The following is a 14,316-nucleotide window of genomic DNA, read 5'->3' as shown; positions in this document are numbered from 1 at the left end:
GGTCAGCCCACCGCCCCTTCCATCTGCAGCTCGATCAGGCGGTTGAGCTCCAGGGCGTACTCCATCGGGAGCTCGCGTGCGATCGGCTCGACGAAGCCGCGGACGATCATCGCCATGGCCTCGTCCTCGGTCAGGCCGCGGCTCATCAGGTAGAAGAGCTGGTCGTCGGAGACCTTGGAGACCGTGGCCTCGTGGCCCATGGAGACGTCGTCCTCGCGGACGTCGACGTAGGGGTAGGTGTCCGAGCGGCTGATCTGGTCGATGAGCAGCGCGTCGCACTTGACGGTCGAGGCCGACCCCGCCGCGCCCTCCTCGATCTGGACCAGGCCGCGGTAGGACGTGCGCCCGCCGCCCCGCGCGACCGACTTGGAGATGATCGTGGAGGAGGTCTTCGGCGCGAGGTGCACCATCTTGGCGCCCGCGTCCTGGTGCTGGCCCTCGCCGGCGAAGGCGACGCTCAGGGTCTCGCCCTTGGCGTGCTCGCCCATGAGGTAGACCGCCGGGTACTTCATCGTGACCTTGGAGCCGATGTTGCCGTCGATCCACTCCATGGTGGCGCCCTCGTAGGCGACGGCGCGCTTGGTGACCAGGTTGTAGACGTTGTTCGACCAGTTCTGGATGGTCGTGTACCGGCAGCGGGCGTTCTTCTTCACGATGATCTCGACGACCGCGCTGTGCAGCGAGTCGGAGGAGTAGATCGGCGCGGTGCAGCCCTCGACGTAGTGGACGTAGGAGCCCTCGTCGACGATGATCAGCGTGCGCTCGAACTGGCCCATGTTCTCGGTGTTGATCCGGAAGTAGGCCTGGAGCGGGATCTCGACGTTGACGTTCGGCGGCACGTAGATGAACGAGCCGCCCGACCACACCGCCGTGTTCAGCGAGGCGAACTTGTTGTCGCCCACGGGGATGACCGACCCGAAGTACTCCTTGAAGAGCTCGGGGTGCTCCTTGAGGCCGGTGTCGGTGTCGAGGAAGACGACGCCCTTCTCCTCGAGGTCCTCACGGATCTTGTGGTAGACCACCTCGGACTCGTACTGGGCCGCGACGCCGGCGATCAGGCGCTGCTTCTCCGCCTCGGGGATGCCGAGCTTGTCGTAGGTGTTCTTGATGTCCGCGGGCAGTTCCTCCCAGGAGGCGGCCTGCTTCTCGGTGGAGCGGACGAAGTACTTGATGTTGTCGAAGTCGATGCCCGTGAGGTCGGAGCCCCAGGTGGGCAGGGGCTTCTTGCCGAACAGGCGGAGGCCCTTCAGGCGCAGGTCGAGCATCCACTCCGGCTCGCCCTTCAGCGCGGAGATGTTCCGCACGACCTCCTCGGACAGGCCCCGGCGCGCGGTCGCGCCGGCCACGTCGGGATCGGCCCAGCCGAACTTATAGTTCCCGAGGCCTTCAAGCTCCGGGCGGTCGGTGACAGTCACCTTCCGGTCTCCTTGTTCTTCTCGATCGCGTTGCGCGAGTTACCGTCATCGGGGTCCGCGTCGTCGGCGCCGTCCGCGTCGTCACGCCGCGGCGTACGCTGCGACGCCAGGACCCTCGGGCTCACGTGGGTCGTGCACACCCCGTCGCCGTGGGCGATCGTCGCCAGGCGTTGCACCGGCGTGCCGAGCAGGTGCCCGAAGGCCTCGGTCTCGGCCTCGCACAACTGCGGGAACTCCGCCGCCACGTGGGCGACCGGGCAGTGGTGCTGGCACAGTTGCTCACCGCCGGACTTGGCCGTGCTGGCCGAGGCGGCGTAGCCGTCGGCGGTCAGGGCCTCGGCGAGCACGCGCACCCGCTGCTCGGCGGGTACCTCGCGCATCTGGGGCTCCAGACGCCGGACCAGGCCGCTGACCTGCGACCTGGCGAACCTCGCCACGGCGTCCTCGCCCATGTGCTCGGCGAGGAAGCGCAGCGCGCTGCCCGCCAGGCCGTCGTAGGCGTGTTCGAAGGCGCTGCGGCCGGCGTCGGTGATGATGAACAGCTTCGCCGGCCTGCCGCGCCCGCGCTGCCCGCGTGGGCGCGCCGTGCGTGGCTCTATCATTCCCTCGGCGACCAGCGCGTCCAGATGACGCCGGACCGCCGCGGGCGTCAGCCCGAGCCGCTCGCCCAGGGCGGCGGCGTCGACCGGGCCGTGCTCCAGGATGAGCCGAGCGACGCGCGCGCGTGTACCACGCTCGGCGCCCTTCTCGGCGTTCGTCATCCCGGCCATGTTTTTCACAACATCAGTGTGCCGTAATTCCTTCCCGCCGCACAACTTGAGACGTGCACCACCGGAATGGAGTCCGTCACGCAGGTTAGGCTTACCTAACTCCTGGTCAGAGGGCATATGGGAGCCCGGCGGCCCCCGCCGGGACGGCGTCCGCGGGGCCTACGCCGGGGTCCTGAGCGCGAGCGCGGCGAACACCGCGCCCTGGGGATCGGCCAGGACGGCACAGCGGCCGAGCGGTAGATCACGGGCCGGGCGGAGCAGCGCGCCCCCGAGCCCGGTCGTCCGGGCCACGACGGCGTCGCAGTCGGCGACCGCGAAGAAGACCAGCCAGCGGGACGGCACGTCGGGAGGCAGCTTGTCGCCGGCCGGGGGCATGCCCGCGACCGGCCTGCCGTCCTGCAGCCACTCGGTGTACTCCCCGCCCGCCGGGTCGGCCGAGCCGCGCCGCTCCCAGCCGAACACCTCCGGGTAGAACGCCTTCGCGCCCTCGGGGTCGCAGGAGTCCAGCTCGTACCAGCACGGCGAGCCCGGCTCGCCGACCAGCCCGGCCCCGTAGTGCCGCCCGGGCTGCCAGACCATGAACGACGCGCCCGCCGGGTCGCGGAAGACCGCCATGGTGCCCTCGTCGAACACCTGCACCGGGCCGGTGCACACCCGTCCCCCGGCCTCCTTGACCCGGTCGGCGACCGACTCGGCGTCGTCGGTGGCGACGTAGGTGTTCCAGACCGCGGGGACGCCCGCGGCGAAGGTCGCGCCCACGCCCGCGACCGGCTTGCCGTCGCGCAGGAAGCGGCCGTAGCCGCCGGCCTCGGGGTCGGGGTCGAACGCGGCGCGCCAGCCGAACAGCTCGGCGTAGAACGCCGCGGCGGCGCCGGTGTCGGGACAGGAGAGATCCACCCAGCAGGGCACGCCGGGCTTGTAACCGCTACGGGCCGGCATCCGCGACCTCCTTGCGTACGCTGCGCGCCCGGTCCTTCCGGCGCAGGGCGGGAGGACAGGGACAGCGTCACACGGCGGCGCGGCCCGCGGGCCGGGCGGCGGGCCCGTCTTGGCCGCAGGCGCCCGCAACCTTTACCGCGAGCGGGCACGCACGGCGCGGTCCGGCGGAAAGACCGCCCCGGCCGGTCCTTAGACTCGTCACCATGGACTCCCCAGCCGTCGCGCTCACCGGCCTGGTCAAGCGGTACGGCCGCACCGTGGCCGTGGACGGCCTGACGCTGAGCGCCGGGCGCGGCGCGGTGACCGCGATCCTCGGCCCGAACGGCGCCGGCAAGACCTCCACGGTCGAGATCTGCGAGGGGTTCCGCAAGGCCGACGGCGGCACCGTGCGCGTGCTCGGCCTCGACCCGGCGCGGGACGCCGCCGCGCTCAAGCCCCGCGTCGGCGTCATGCCGCAGTCCGGCGGCGTGCCCCCGGCCATGCGCGCCGGGGAGTGGCTGCGGCTGGTGGCCCGCTTCCACGCCCACCCGCTCGACCCCGGCGCGCTGCTGGAGCGCCTCGGTCTCGCCGAGCACGCCCGCACCCCGTACCGCCGCCTGTCGGGCGGCCAGCAGCAGCGCCTCTCGCTCGCCGCGGCCATCATCGGCCGTCCCGAGCTGGTCTTCCTGGACGAGCCGACCGCCGGGCTCGACCCGCAGGCCCGGCACGCCTGCTGGGACGTGGTCGGCGAGCTGCGCGCCCGCGGGGTCTCCACGGTGCTGACCACCCACCACATGGACGAGGCGGAGCGGCTCGCCGACAAGGTCGTCATCATCGACCGGGGCACGGTGGTGGCCGAGGGCAGCCCGCGCGCGCTCACCGGCGCCGAGCGGCAGCTCCGGTTCCGCGCCCGGCCGGGGCTCGACCTGGACGAGCTGCTCAAGGCGCTGCCCACGGGCAGCGCCGCCAAGGAGTCGCCGAGCGGCCACTACGTGATCGAGGGGCACGTCGGGCCCGAGCTGCTCGGCACGGTCACCGCCTGGTGCGCCGCCGAGGGCGTCACCGCCGACGACCTCAGCGTCGAACGCCGCACGCTGGAGGACGTCTTCCTCGAACTGACGGGAAGGGAGCTGCGGTGAGCGCCGCCCTCGACTTCACCCCGCGGCCGGGCGCGGCCCCGCTGCGGCGCATGGTGCTCGCCCAGGCCGGCGCCGAGGTGCGCGCGGTGCTGCGCAACGGCGAGCAGCTCCTGCTCACGCTGATCATCCCGATCCTGGTGCTGGTGGGCTTCTCCGCCGCGCCGCTGCTGGAGGTCCCGGGACACCGCGTCGACTTCGTCACCCCCGGGGTGCTCGCGCTGGCGATCATGTCGACGGCGTTCACGGGCCAGGCCATCGCCACCGGCTTCGAGCGGCGGTACGGCGTGCTCAAGCGCCTCGGCGCCACACCGCTGTCCCGCACGGGCCTGATGCTCGCCAAGACCCTCGCGGTGGTCACGGTCGAGGCGCTCCAGGTCGTCGTGATCGCCGCCGTCGCCCTGGGCCTCGGCTGGCGCCCGCACGCCGGCGGCGCGCTGCCCGCGCTCGCGCTGATCCTCGCGGGCACGGCCGCGTTCAGCGGGCTCGCGCTGCTGATGGCGGGCACGCTGCGCGCCGAGGCCACGCTCGCGGCGGCCAACCTCGTGTACCTGGTGCTGCTCGGCATCGGCGGCGTGGTGCTGCCGGTGACCGCGTTCCCTGAGCCGCTGCGCGCGGTGGCCGAGGCCCTGCCGATCACGGCGCTGACCGGGGGCCTGCGCGAGGTGCTCGCGCACGGCGGCGGGCTGCCGATCGGGCAGTTGCTGATCCTGCTCGCCTGGGCCGCGGGCACCCTGGCCCTGGCCTCCCGCACCTTCCGCTGGGAGTGAGCGGCCCCTTCCCCCGACCGCACGGGCGCGTGCGAGGAACGTGAGAGACGCCATGACCGTGCCGATGCCGTCCGCGCCGATGATGTCCGCGCCGGCCCTGTCCTCCTCAGGCGTCCCCTTGCCCCGGGGCCGGGGGCGGCCCGCCGCGCTGGCGCGGGCCGCCGCGGGCGCCGTGCCGCCCTCGGGCCTGGTCGTGCTGGCCATCCTGTCGGTGCAGCTCGGCGCCGGGATCGCCAAGAACCTGTTCGCCGCGCTGCCGCCGAGCGCGGTGGTGTTCCTGCGCATCGCCGCGAGCGCGCTGATCCTCGGCCTGGTGGCCCGGCCCCGGCTGCGGGGGCTGACGCGGCGCGACCTGGCGGCCGGGCTGGCCTTCGGCGTGACGCTCGGCGTCATGAACCTCTCGTTCTACGAGGGGCTGGCCCGGCTGCCGATGGGCATCTGCGTGACGATCGAGTTCCTCGGCCCGCTCGGGGTGGCCGTGGCGGCGTCCCGGCGCCGGCTGGACCTGCTGTGGGTGGTGCTGGCGGCCGCGGGCATCGCGCTGCTGGCCCCGTGGAACGGTGACAGCGGGCTGGACGGGCTCGGCATCGCGTTCGCCGCGCTCGCGGGGGCCTGCTGGGCGGCCTACATCCTGTTGTCGGCCGCGGTGGGCAAGAGGTTCCCCGGGACGACCGGGCTGTCGTTCGCCATGATCGTGGCGGTGGCGGTGAGCGCGCCCGCGGGCGTGGCGGCCGGCGGGGCGGACCTGCTGCGCCCGGAGCTGCTCCTGCTGGGGGCGGGCGTCGGCCTGCTGTCCTCGGTGATCCCCTACAGCCTGGAGCTGGAGGCCCTGCGGCGCATGCCCAAGCGGGTCTTCGGCATCCTGATGAGCCTGGAGCCCGCCGCCGCCGCGCTGGTGGGCCTGCTCGTGCTCGGCGAGATCCTGGGGCTGCGGGAGTGGGCGGCGATCGGCTGCGTGGTCGTCGCCTCGGTGGGCGCCACGCGCACGAGCTGAGAACCGGCGGGCCGCCGCGCCCGGGGCGTGAGCGGGCGCGGCGGCCGGTCCGTCAGGCCTTGACCTCGCGCAGGCGCCCGGTCTCGACCTCGTACACGAAGCCGCGCACCGAATCCTTGTTGGGGATGAACGGGTCGGCCCTGATCCGGTTGATGGACTGCACGACGTCCTCGTCGAGGTCGGCGAACGCCTCGGCGGGCCAGTCGGGCTTGATGCCGACCTCGGCCTCGATGGTGTGCTTGAAGCCGTCGTCGGTGAACGTCAGCATGCCGCAGTCGGTGTGGTGGATGAGGATGATCTCGCGGGTGCCGAGCAGGCGCTGGCTGATGGCGAGGCTGCGGCGCTCGTCGGCGGTGACCACTCCCCCGGCGTTGCGGATCACGTGGGCGTCGCCCTCGGACAGGCCGAGCAGGCCGTAGACGTTGAGCCGGGCGTCCATGCAGGCGAGCACGGCGACGCCCTTGGCGGGCGGCAGCGGGAGGTGCCCCTTGTCGAAGTGCTCCGCGTAGCGCTGGGCGTTGGCGAGGAGATCGTCGGTGACACTCATGCGGCCCTCCAAGGTCGGTGACTCTGGCTGTCGCTGACCCAGGATTGTCCGCATTACCTACCGAGTCAATAGGGTAACCCCATGTGACATTTACGTCCGGGAGGAAGAACATCCGCCTGAGGTGTCCTCTTCACCCCCGAGAGCCGTCCGGGCACGGGTTCGCCGCGCCGGGGCCGGACGGCCGTCCGGGGCGGCCGGCTATTCGGGGCGGTCGGCCCAGATGCCGCGGACGTGCCGGATGTGGTGCTCCATCACCCGCCGGGCCGCGCCGGCGTCGCCGCGCACCAGGGCGTCCAGGACCTCCAGGTGCTCGCGCGCGGAATGGACGAGGGTGCCCCGCTCGGACATGCCCTTCAGACCGTACAAGCGGGCGCGGTAGCGCAGGTCGCGGGCGATCTCGACCAGGTGCGCGTTGCCCGCGAGGCTCAGCAGCTCGACGTGGAAGCGCAGGTCGGCGTTGACGTAGGTGAGCAGGTCACCGGCCTCGGCGGCCGCGACGATCTCGGCGGCCACCGGGCGCAGCCGCTCGAACTCCTCGGCGCGCGAGGCGTCGGCCAGCCGGGCCACCGTGGGGACCTCCAGCAGCGCGCGGATGTCGGTGAGCTCGTCCAGGTCGCGCTCGGACAGCTCGGTGACCCGGAACCCCTTGTTGCGCACGGCCTCGACCAGCCCCTCTTTGGCCAGGTCGAGCATCGCCTCGCGCACCGGCGTGGCCGACACGCCGAACTGCGCGGCCAGCACGGGGGCCGAGTACACCACGCCCGGGCGCATCTCGGCGGCCACCAGGGCGTCCCGCAACGCCTGCGCGACCTGCTCGCGCAGGCTCTGGCGCCCGCTCATGACGGGCAGGTGCAGCCTGCCCTCCTCGCTCACGGCCCGCTCCGCTCAGGCCCGCTCGCCATCTTCGCATCCCCTCCAGATCCGCTCCGCCACGCGTCGTGCACCGCGGCGGCCACCACCAGATCCTCCCAGGCCATCCCGACACTCTTGAACAGCCGGGGGCCCGGTCCTGGCGTGAGGGTGCCGCGTTCCAGCTCACGCAGGTCCGCGACCAGGTGATCCGCGCCGATCACCCCCTCGCGGAGGGGCAGGATCACATCGCCCGCCTCGGCCAGCGCGACGGCCCGCGTCTCCACCACGACGGTGGCGCGGGCGACCAGCGCGCCGTCCACCTCACGCGCCTCCGGCTCGTGGGAGCCGACGGCGACGACGGTGGCGCCGCCGGCGACCAGCGCGCCGGGGAACAGCGGCTCTCTGGCGCTCGTGCAGCAGGCGATCAGGTCCGCCGAGGCCACGGCGCGCTCCACCTCCGCGCGGCGGGCGGCGGGGACGGCCGCGGCGTGCAGTCCGGCGGCGGCGCAGCGGGCCGCCAGGGCCTCGGCGCGGCCCCGGTCGCGGCCCACGACGGTGACGCGTTCCACCGGGCGCACCGCGCGCAGCGCCTCGACGTGTCCCCACGCCTGCGGCCCGGCGCCGAAGACGGTGAGCGTGCGGGCGTCCGGGCGGGCCAGGCGGCGCACGGCCAGGGCGGAGACGGCGGGGGTGCGCAGCGCCGTGAGCGCGGGCCCGTCGATCACGGCGAGCGTGGCCAGCGTGGCGCCGTCCAGCAGCAGGTAGGCGCCCTGGATGCGGGGCAGCCCGCGCGCGGGGTTGGCCGGGGCGACCCCGGCGATCTTGACGCCCGCGTGGCGGCCGTGGGCGGCGGGCATGAGCAGGAGCTGCCCGGCGGGCACCTCCACGACCGGGCGGGGCGGGTCGGCGCCGGGGTCCAGGCCGCCGCGCAGGGCGTCCGCCAGCGCCGTCACGGCCGCCTCCATCGGCACCAGGGCGCGCACGTGTTCCGCTCCGATGACGGCGGGGGCCGTCATCGGAGCGTGAACCCGGCGCCGAGGGGGTCGCGGGGGTCCAGGGTGAAGGCGTGGGCGCCGGTGCGGTAGGCCATGCCGGTGATCTCGGGGATCACGGCGTCGCCGCGCGCCTCGGCGACCCGCCCGGTGAAGACGCTGCCGACGATGCTCTCGTGGGTGAGTTCGCCGGTGAAGCCGTCGGCGTGGAGCAGGGCCAGCCGGGCGGCGGTGCCGGACCCGCACGGCGAGCGGTCCACCTCGCCGTCGGCGAACACCGTGACGTTGCGCTGGTGACCGGGGGCGACGTCCTCGTGGAAGATGACGCCGTAGATGCCCGACAGCCGGTCGTCGGAGGGGTGCCGGGCGGCCGGGTGGCCGGCCAGCGCGGCCTTGACCGCGCGGCCGAGCGCGATCAGCTCGGTGAGGTGCCGGGGCTCGACGGCCAGCCCGAACGCGGCCGCGGGCACCGAGGCGTAGATCGCGCCGCCGTAGGCGACGTCCACCGCGGCCTCGACGGCGGCGCCGCGGTGCGCGACGGTGACCGGCACGTTCCTCGCCACGACATGGGAGGGCACGTTCCTGAACGTCACCGACGCGATGACGCCGCCCGCGCTGCGCACCCGGGCCGTGACCCGGCCGGAGGGCACGTCCACGACGACGTCGGTGTCGCCGTCCGGGTCGCCCGCCACCAGGCCGGTCTCCACGGCGTGGACGCCGAGGGCGATCGTGCCGTGGCCGCAGGCGGTGGAGTAGCCGTCCTTGTGCCAGAACAGCACGCCGAGGTGCGCGCCCGCGTCGTCCGGGGGCACCAGGAAGCAGCCGTACATGTCGGCGTGGCCGCGCGGCTCGTGGCACAGCAGCCGGCGCACCCGGTCGACCTCCGGCGCCGCGGCGGCGGCCCTGCGGTCCAGGACCGTGACCCCGGGGATCTCGGGCACGCCCGCCGTGACGATCCGGAACGGCTCGCCGCCGGTGTGGTAGTCGACGGTGCGGACCTCCGGCGGCGCGGCGCTCATCGGACCCCTCCCAGGTAGGCCTCGACGACCCGGGGGTCGCCGCGCAGCTCCCCGGCCGGGCCGCCGAGCACGCAGGCCCCGTTCTCGATGACGTACCCGCGGTGGGCGATCTTCAGCGCGGCCTTGGCGTTCTGCTCCACCAGCAGCACCGAGACCCCTTCGTCGTTGATCTCGCGGACCAGCTCCATGACCGAGGCGACGACGAGCGGCGCGAGGCCCATGGACGGCTCGTCCAGCAGGAGCAGCCGAGGGCCGGAGACCAGGGCGCGGCCGATGGCGAGCATCTGCTGCTCGCCGCCCGACAGCGTGCCGCCCTGCTGGCCGCGGCGTTCGGCCAGGCGCGGCAGCAGGCCGTAGACCCGCTCGACGCGGCGGCGCGTCTCGGCCTTGTCCCGGACGAGGTACCCGCCGATCAGGAGGTTCTCGTGCACGCTGAGCGTGCTGAAGACGCGGCGGCCCTCGGGGACGTGCACCAGGCCCGCCCTGACGATGGCCTCGGGCCTGGCCCGCGTGAGATCGGCGCCGTCGAAGACCACGCGCCCGCCGCTCGGGCGCACCAGGCCCGAGACCGCCGACAGGGTGGTGGTCTTGCCCGCGCCGTTGTTGCCGAGCAGCGCGACGATCTCACCGTCCCCGACGGTCAGCGACATGCCGCGCAGGGCGTGCACGCCGCCGTAGTGGACGTCGAGCGCGTCGACCTCAAGCGCCGCCATCGCGTGCCTCCCGGTGCTCGTCGCGGTCCCGCGGCACGTCCCCGGCGTCCGGGCCGTCGTCCTCGTCGTCCTCGTCGTCCTTGCCCAGGTACGCCTCGATGACGGCGGGGTCGCGGCGGACGTCCTCGGGGCGGCCGTCGGCGATCTCGCGGCCGAAGTTGAGCACGACCACGCGTTCGGACACCTCCATGACCAGCCCCATGTCGTGCTCGATGAGCACGGTCGCGACGCCGAGGCCGCGGATCCTGCGGATCAGGTCGAGCATCTCGGCCTTCTCGCCGTGGTTCAGCCCGGCCGCGGGCTCGTCGAGCAGCAGCAGCTCCGGCCTGCGGGCCAGGGCGCGGGCGATCTCCACCCGCCGCTGCTCGCCGTACGGCAGGGCGCGGGCCCGGCCGAACCGGTCGCCGCGCAGGCCGACGAAGTCCAGCCAGTGGTGGGCCTGCTCGGTGCACTCGCGTTCGGTGCGCCGGTAGCGCGGGGTGTGCAGCAGGGCGTCGGCGACGCTCTGCCGCAGCCACAGGTGGGCGCCGGCGCGGACGTTGTCCAGCACCGACATCTCGCCGAACAGGCGCAGGTTCTGGAACGTGCGGGCCACGCCGAGCCGTGCGATCTTGGAGGGGCGCAGGCCGGTGACGTCCCTGCCGTCCAGGGTGATCCGCCCGGCGGTGGGCCGGTAGAAGCCGGTGACGCAGTTGAACGCCGAGGTCTTGCCCGCGCCGTTCGGCCCGATGACCGAGACGATCTCGGCGCGTCCCACCGAGAAGGTCAGGCCGTCGATGGCGAGCAGGCCGCCGAAGGACAGCCGCAGGTCCTGTACCTCGAGCAGGGTCATGGGCCCGCCTCCCGGGAGCGGTGCGGCCACAGCCCCTGCGGCCGCAGCAGCATGACGACGATGAGCAGCACGCCGAACAGGAGGAACCGGTGGTCGGCGAAGTCCCGCAGCACCTCGGGCAGCAGGCTGACGACGACGGCGCCGATCACCACGCCGGGCGAGGAGCCCATGCCGCCGAGCACGACCGCCATCAGCACGAGCGCCGACGACAGGAACGTGAAGCTGCCCGGCGAGATCGCCGAGACCTGCGCGGCGAACAGCACCCCGGCGAGGCCGCCCCAGACGGCCCCGGCGACGTAGGCGGCGAGCTTGACGCGGTAGGTGTGCACGCCCATGGCCTCGGCGGCGTCCTCGTCCTCGCGCACGAACCGCCAGGCCCGGCCGAGCCGGGAGCGGCCGAGGCGGGACGCCCCGACCACGGCGAGGGCGACGACGGCCACGGTGATGTAGTAGAAGACGACCGGGCTGCCGGTGAGGCCGGGGATGCCGTAGATGCCCGAGGGGCCTCCGGTGATCTCCAGGTTGTTGGCGGTGATGCGGATGATCTCGCCGAAGCCGAGGGTCACGATGGCCAGGTAGTCGCTGCGCAGCCGCAGCGTGGGCGCGCCGATCACCACGCCCGCCAGGGCGGTCACCGCGACGACCGCGGGCACGGTCGCCCAGAGCGGCAGGTCCAGCCGGGTGGCGAGCACGCCGCTGGTGTAGGCGCCGACGGCGTAGAAGGCGACGTACCCGAGGTCGAGCAGGCCGCAGAAGCCGACGACGATGTTGAGGCCGGAGGCCAGCATCACGAAGATCGCCGCGCTGGTCATGACCGACAGCGCGTAGGGCGTGGCGATCACGAACGGGGCCAGCAGCGCGACGGCCAGCCCGGCCGCGCCGGTCCACTTGTCGTCGAGCAGGCGGCCGACGGCGCGGCCGAGCGGGGTGCCGTGCCGCGGCCGGCGCGCGCCGGGGGCCTTGGCGGGGGCGGTCATACGCGCTCCGTGACGCGCTCGCCGAGCAGGCCGGTGGGCCGCACGGTCAGGAACAGGATCAGCACGCCGAAGGCGAACACGTCACGCCACTCGCCGCCCAGCCAGTAGGTGCCGAAGGACTCCAGCAGGCCGAGCAGCAGGCCGCCGAGCATGGTGCCGGGGATGTTGCCGATGCCGCCGATGACGGCGGCGGTGAACGCCTTCAGCCCGATCATGAAGCCCATCAGGAAGTCGATCTTGCCGTAGTAGGCCCCCGCCATGACGCCGGCCGCGCCCGCCAGCGCCGAGCCGAGGAAGAACGTGCGCGAGATCACCGCGTTGACGTTGATGCCCATCAGCGCGCTGGTGCGCGGGTCCAGGGCGATGGCCCGCATGGCGCGGCCCTCGCGGGTGCGGGTGACCAGCAGGTTCAGCCCGATCATGAGGGCGACCGCCACGACGATCAGCGCGACCTGCTGGACGGTGATCCGCGCGCCCAGCACCTCCAGGGCCGTTCCGCCGAGCCGAACCGGATAGACCTGCGGGTCGGCGCCCGCGGCGGTGCGCATGCCGTACTCCAGAGCGAACGACGCGCCCACCGCCGTGATCAGCAGGGACAGCCGCGGCGCGCCCCGCAGGGGGCGGTAGGCGACGCGTTCCAGCACGACGCCGGACAGGCCGGTGACGGCCATCGTGACCACCATCACGCCGAGCAGGACGGGCAGCGCCATGCCCGGGGAGACGCCGCCCACCGCGCCGAGCACGGCGAACCCGGTGAAGGCGCCCAGCATGTACAGGTCGCCGTGCGCGAAATTGAGGAGCTTCATGATCCCGTAGACCATGCTGTAGCCCAGCGCCACCAGGGCGTAGAACGAGCCGACGAACAACCCGTTCCAGATCAGTTGTGCCATGTCCCCTTCAGTTTCCTTCGCCGATCTCGCGTGCGGCTCCGGCGTCCCGTTCCCGTTCCCGTCCCCGGCCGTCGCCGGACGCCCGCGCGCCCGGCGACCCGTGGCGGCCGGGCGCGCAGGGGGTGCCGGTCGCCGCGGGCGCGGCCTCGGGCACGCTCACTTGAGCGCGTCCTGCAGGGCGAACTTGCCGCCCTTGACGACGAGGATCTGGAAGCCGCCGGAGGCCAGGGTGTGGTCGGGGGTGAACTTGAGCGGGCCGGAGAACATCTGGAACCCGTCGATCGCCTCCAGCGCCGCGATGACCTTGGCGCTGTCGGTGGACCCGGCCTTGGTGACCGCCTCGGCGGCCAGCCGCACGCCGTCGTAGGCCTGGTTGGAGTACGGGCCCGGCGCGGCGTTGAACTTCTTCCTGTAGGCGTCGATCCAGCCCTCGGCCCCCTGCAGCGTGTCCGGCGTCTGGGTCATCGTCGCGTAGACGCCCTCGGCGGCCTCGCCGCCCGCGATGTCGGCGAGCTTCTCCGACACCGACCCGTCGCCGACCATGATCTTCCCGGTGTAGCCGGCCTGCCTGAGCTGGCGGATGATCAGGCCGCCCTCCTGGAAGTAGCCGGTCCAGTAGACGAAGTCCGGCTTCTTGGCCAGGATGTTGTGGATGTTCGCGCTGTAGTCGCTCTCCTTGGGGGTCACGGCCTCCAGGATCGCGGTCTCGGCGCCGCCCGCCTCGTCGAGCAGCTTCTGGGTGCGGACGGCGATGTCCTTGGAGTAACTGGTGTTGTCGTGCACCAGCGCGACGCTCTTGGCGCCCTGCTTGGTCATCCAGGCCATGGCCGCGGTCGCCTGCTGCGTGCCGGTGCCGTTGATCAGGAAGACGTGCTTGAGGTGCTGATCGACGAGTTCCTGGGAGTTGGCGGCCGGAATGATCATCGGGATGTTCGCCTTGCCGAAGACCGGCAGGGTCGGGAGCGTGGCGCCCGAGCAGTAGCCGCCCACCGACACCTTGACGCCCTCGGTGACCAGCTTGTTCGCGCCGGCGACCGCCGTCTGGGCGTCGCAGGCGTCGTCGGCGACCTGCAGCCGGAGCTTGCGCCCGAGCACGCCGCCCTTGGCGTTGATCTCGTCCACCGCGAGCTGGGCGGCGTTCTGCATGTACGGGCCGATGGCGGCCTCGCTGCCGGACTGCGGGATCAGCATGCCGAGCGTGATGGGGCCCTCGTCCCCGCCCCCTCCTTTGGAGGAGGACCCGCCGCCGAGGATGCCCTGGCCACAGCCGGCGGTCAGAAGGGTGACGGCCGCAAGCAGCGTGCCGAGCACCGATATGCGCGATCTGCCCATCGTGTCTCTCCTTGCGGAACAGCACCGTCTCATATGACGTGTGACATTGCACACGCAGGTCAGGGCAGCGTCAAGATCTGATATCAGACCGTTAAGCGAGTTGTTAAGCCCGGCGGGAACGGGGCTCCCGCGGCCCTCGGCCGGCCGGCGCGGCGCCGC

General features: G+C 73.2%; 16 protein-coding genes. 3 read left to right on the top strand and 13 right to left on the bottom strand.

The window, feature by feature from the left end; translation table 11 throughout:
* Positions 1-2: 2 nt before the first annotated feature.
* The 3 genes from sufB to BJ981_RS33620 all read right to left on the bottom strand — a co-directional run bounded on the left by sufB (position 3) and on the right by BJ981_RS33620 (position 3,124).
* Positions 3-1,415: a Fe-S cluster assembly protein SufB gene (gene sufB / locus BJ981_RS33630; RefSeq protein WP_184617380.1), complete on the bottom strand. Its 1,413-nt coding sequence runs from the start codon at positions 1,413-1,415 to the stop codon at positions 3-5.
* On the bottom strand, positions 1,412-2,176 hold the full coding sequence (locus tag BJ981_RS33625) for a helix-turn-helix transcriptional regulator (protein WP_204070633.1): 765 nt from the start codon (positions 2,174-2,176) through the stop codon (positions 1,412-1,414). Before BJ981_RS33625 ends, sufB begins: the two co-directional genes overlap by 4 nt.
* A gap of 168 nt (positions 2,177-2,344) precedes the next feature.
* Positions 2,345-3,124: a VOC family protein gene (locus tag BJ981_RS33620; protein ID WP_184617378.1), complete on the bottom strand. Its 780-nt coding sequence runs from the start codon at positions 3,122-3,124 to the stop codon at positions 2,345-2,347.
* 203 nt (positions 3,125-3,327) lie between these two features.
* Here BJ981_RS33620 and BJ981_RS33615 point away from each other — a divergent pair, with 203 nt between their 5' ends.
* The 3 genes from BJ981_RS33615 (at position 3,328) to BJ981_RS33605 (ending at position 6,003) form a co-directional block, all read left to right on the top strand.
* Positions 3,328-4,242, top strand: coding sequence for an ABC transporter ATP-binding protein (locus BJ981_RS33615; RefSeq protein ID WP_184617377.1), 915 nt, complete (start codon positions 3,328-3,330; stop codon positions 4,240-4,242).
* Between the two features lie 50 nt (positions 4,243-4,292).
* Complete coding sequence (locus tag BJ981_RS33610) at positions 4,293-5,009, top strand: ABC transporter permease (protein WP_184617752.1); 717 nt, start codon at positions 4,293-4,295, stop codon at positions 5,007-5,009.
* 82 nt (positions 5,010-5,091) lie between these two features.
* The gene (locus BJ981_RS33605) at positions 5,092-6,003 is read left to right on the top strand and encodes an EamA family transporter (protein WP_184617751.1); all 912 of its coding nucleotides are present in this window, start codon (positions 5,092-5,094) and stop codon (positions 6,001-6,003) included.
* A gap of 52 nt (positions 6,004-6,055) precedes the next feature.
* Here BJ981_RS33605 and BJ981_RS33600 read toward each other — a convergent pair whose 3' ends face one another.
* From BJ981_RS33600 to BJ981_RS33555, 10 genes are all read right to left on the bottom strand, one after another.
* Positions 6,056-6,550, bottom strand: a complete 495-nt coding sequence (locus BJ981_RS33600; protein WP_184617376.1) for a beta-class carbonic anhydrase — start codon at positions 6,548-6,550, stop codon at positions 6,056-6,058.
* A 198-nt stretch (positions 6,551-6,748) separates the two neighbouring features.
* Positions 6,749-7,423 carry a GntR family transcriptional regulator gene (locus tag BJ981_RS33595; protein WP_239139648.1) on the bottom strand — a complete coding sequence of 225 codons (675 nt, stop codon included), beginning with the start codon at positions 7,421-7,423 and terminating at the stop codon, positions 6,749-6,751.
* The gene (locus tag BJ981_RS33590; RefSeq protein WP_184617375.1) at positions 7,420-8,418 is read right to left on the bottom strand and encodes an ornithine cyclodeaminase family protein; all 999 of its coding nucleotides are present in this window, start codon (positions 8,416-8,418) and stop codon (positions 7,420-7,422) included. Before BJ981_RS33590 ends, BJ981_RS33595 begins: the two co-directional genes overlap by 4 nt.
* Positions 8,415-9,413: a proline racemase family protein gene (locus BJ981_RS33585; RefSeq protein WP_184617374.1), complete on the bottom strand. Its 999-nt coding sequence runs from the start codon at positions 9,411-9,413 to the stop codon at positions 8,415-8,417. Before BJ981_RS33585 ends, BJ981_RS33590 begins: the two co-directional genes overlap by 4 nt.
* Positions 9,410-10,126, bottom strand: coding sequence for an ABC transporter ATP-binding protein (locus BJ981_RS33580; RefSeq protein ID WP_184617373.1), 717 nt, complete (start codon positions 10,124-10,126; stop codon positions 9,410-9,412). The genes BJ981_RS33585 and BJ981_RS33580 overlap by 4 nt, the downstream gene beginning before the upstream one ends.
* Positions 10,113-10,958, bottom strand: coding sequence for an ABC transporter ATP-binding protein (locus tag BJ981_RS33575; protein ID WP_184617372.1), 846 nt, complete (start codon positions 10,956-10,958; stop codon positions 10,113-10,115). The genes BJ981_RS33580 and BJ981_RS33575 overlap by 14 nt, the downstream gene beginning before the upstream one ends.
* Positions 10,955-11,935, bottom strand: a complete 981-nt coding sequence (locus tag BJ981_RS33570) for a branched-chain amino acid ABC transporter permease (protein ID WP_184617371.1) — start codon at positions 11,933-11,935, stop codon at positions 10,955-10,957. Before BJ981_RS33570 ends, BJ981_RS33575 begins: the two co-directional genes overlap by 4 nt.
* The gene (locus BJ981_RS33565; protein WP_184617370.1) at positions 11,932-12,825 is read right to left on the bottom strand and encodes a branched-chain amino acid ABC transporter permease; all 894 of its coding nucleotides are present in this window, start codon (positions 12,823-12,825) and stop codon (positions 11,932-11,934) included. The genes BJ981_RS33570 and BJ981_RS33565 overlap by 4 nt, the downstream gene beginning before the upstream one ends.
* 7 nt (positions 12,826-12,832) lie before the next feature.
* A complete protein-coding gene (locus BJ981_RS33560; RefSeq protein ID WP_184617369.1) occupies positions 12,833-12,985 on the bottom strand; it encodes a hypothetical protein in 153 nt (50 codons plus the stop codon).
* Positions 12,982-14,157, bottom strand: coding sequence for a branched-chain amino acid ABC transporter substrate-binding protein (locus BJ981_RS33555; protein ID WP_184617368.1), 1,176 nt, complete (start codon positions 14,155-14,157; stop codon positions 12,982-12,984). The genes BJ981_RS33560 and BJ981_RS33555 overlap by 4 nt, the downstream gene beginning before the upstream one ends.
* Positions 14,158-14,316: the final 159 nt, after the last annotated feature.

Origin of the sequence: Sphaerisporangium krabiense (assembly GCF_014200435.1) — a bacterium.
GTDB lineage: Bacteria > Actinomycetota > Actinomycetes > Streptosporangiales > Streptosporangiaceae > Sphaerisporangium > Sphaerisporangium krabiense.
This window is presented reverse-complemented; position numbering and strand designations above follow the sequence as displayed.

Coding starts and splice junctions, on each gene's coding strand:
- BJ981_RS33600 (WP_184617376.1), bottom strand. CDS start 6,550: ATGAGTGTCACCGACGATCTCCTCGCCAACGCCCAGCGCTACGCGGAG.
- BJ981_RS33625 (WP_204070633.1), bottom strand. CDS start 2,176: ATGACGAACGCCGAGAAGGGCGCCGAGCGTGGTACACGCGCGCGCGTC.
- BJ981_RS33590 (WP_184617375.1), bottom strand. CDS start 8,418: ATGACGGCCCCCGCCGTCATCGGAGCGGAACACGTGCGCGCCCTGGTG.
- BJ981_RS33605 (WP_184617751.1), top strand. CDS start 5,092: ATGTCCGCGCCGGCCCTGTCCTCCTCAGGCGTCCCCTTGCCCCGGGGC.
- BJ981_RS33580 (WP_184617373.1), bottom strand. CDS start 10,126: ATGGCGGCGCTTGAGGTCGACGCGCTCGACGTCCACTACGGCGGCGTG.
- BJ981_RS33610 (WP_184617752.1), top strand. CDS start 4,293: ATGGTGCTCGCCCAGGCCGGCGCCGAGGTGCGCGCGGTGCTGCGCAAC.
- BJ981_RS33620 (WP_184617378.1), bottom strand. CDS start 3,124: ATGCCGGCCCGTAGCGGTTACAAGCCCGGCGTGCCCTGCTGGGTGGAT.
- BJ981_RS33615 (WP_184617377.1), top strand. CDS start 3,328: ATGGACTCCCCAGCCGTCGCGCTCACCGGCCTGGTCAAGCGGTACGGC.
- BJ981_RS33555 (WP_184617368.1), bottom strand. CDS start 14,157: ATGGGCAGATCGCGCATATCGGTGCTCGGCACGCTGCTTGCGGCCGTC.
- BJ981_RS33570 (WP_184617371.1), bottom strand. CDS start 11,935: ATGACCGCCCCCGCCAAGGCCCCCGGCGCGCGCCGGCCGCGGCACGGC.
- BJ981_RS33565 (WP_184617370.1), bottom strand. CDS start 12,825: ATGGCACAACTGATCTGGAACGGGTTGTTCGTCGGCTCGTTCTACGCC.
- BJ981_RS33585 (WP_184617374.1), bottom strand. CDS start 9,413: ATGAGCGCCGCGCCGCCGGAGGTCCGCACCGTCGACTACCACACCGGC.
- BJ981_RS33575 (WP_184617372.1), bottom strand. CDS start 10,958: ATGACCCTGCTCGAGGTACAGGACCTGCGGCTGTCCTTCGGCGGCCTG.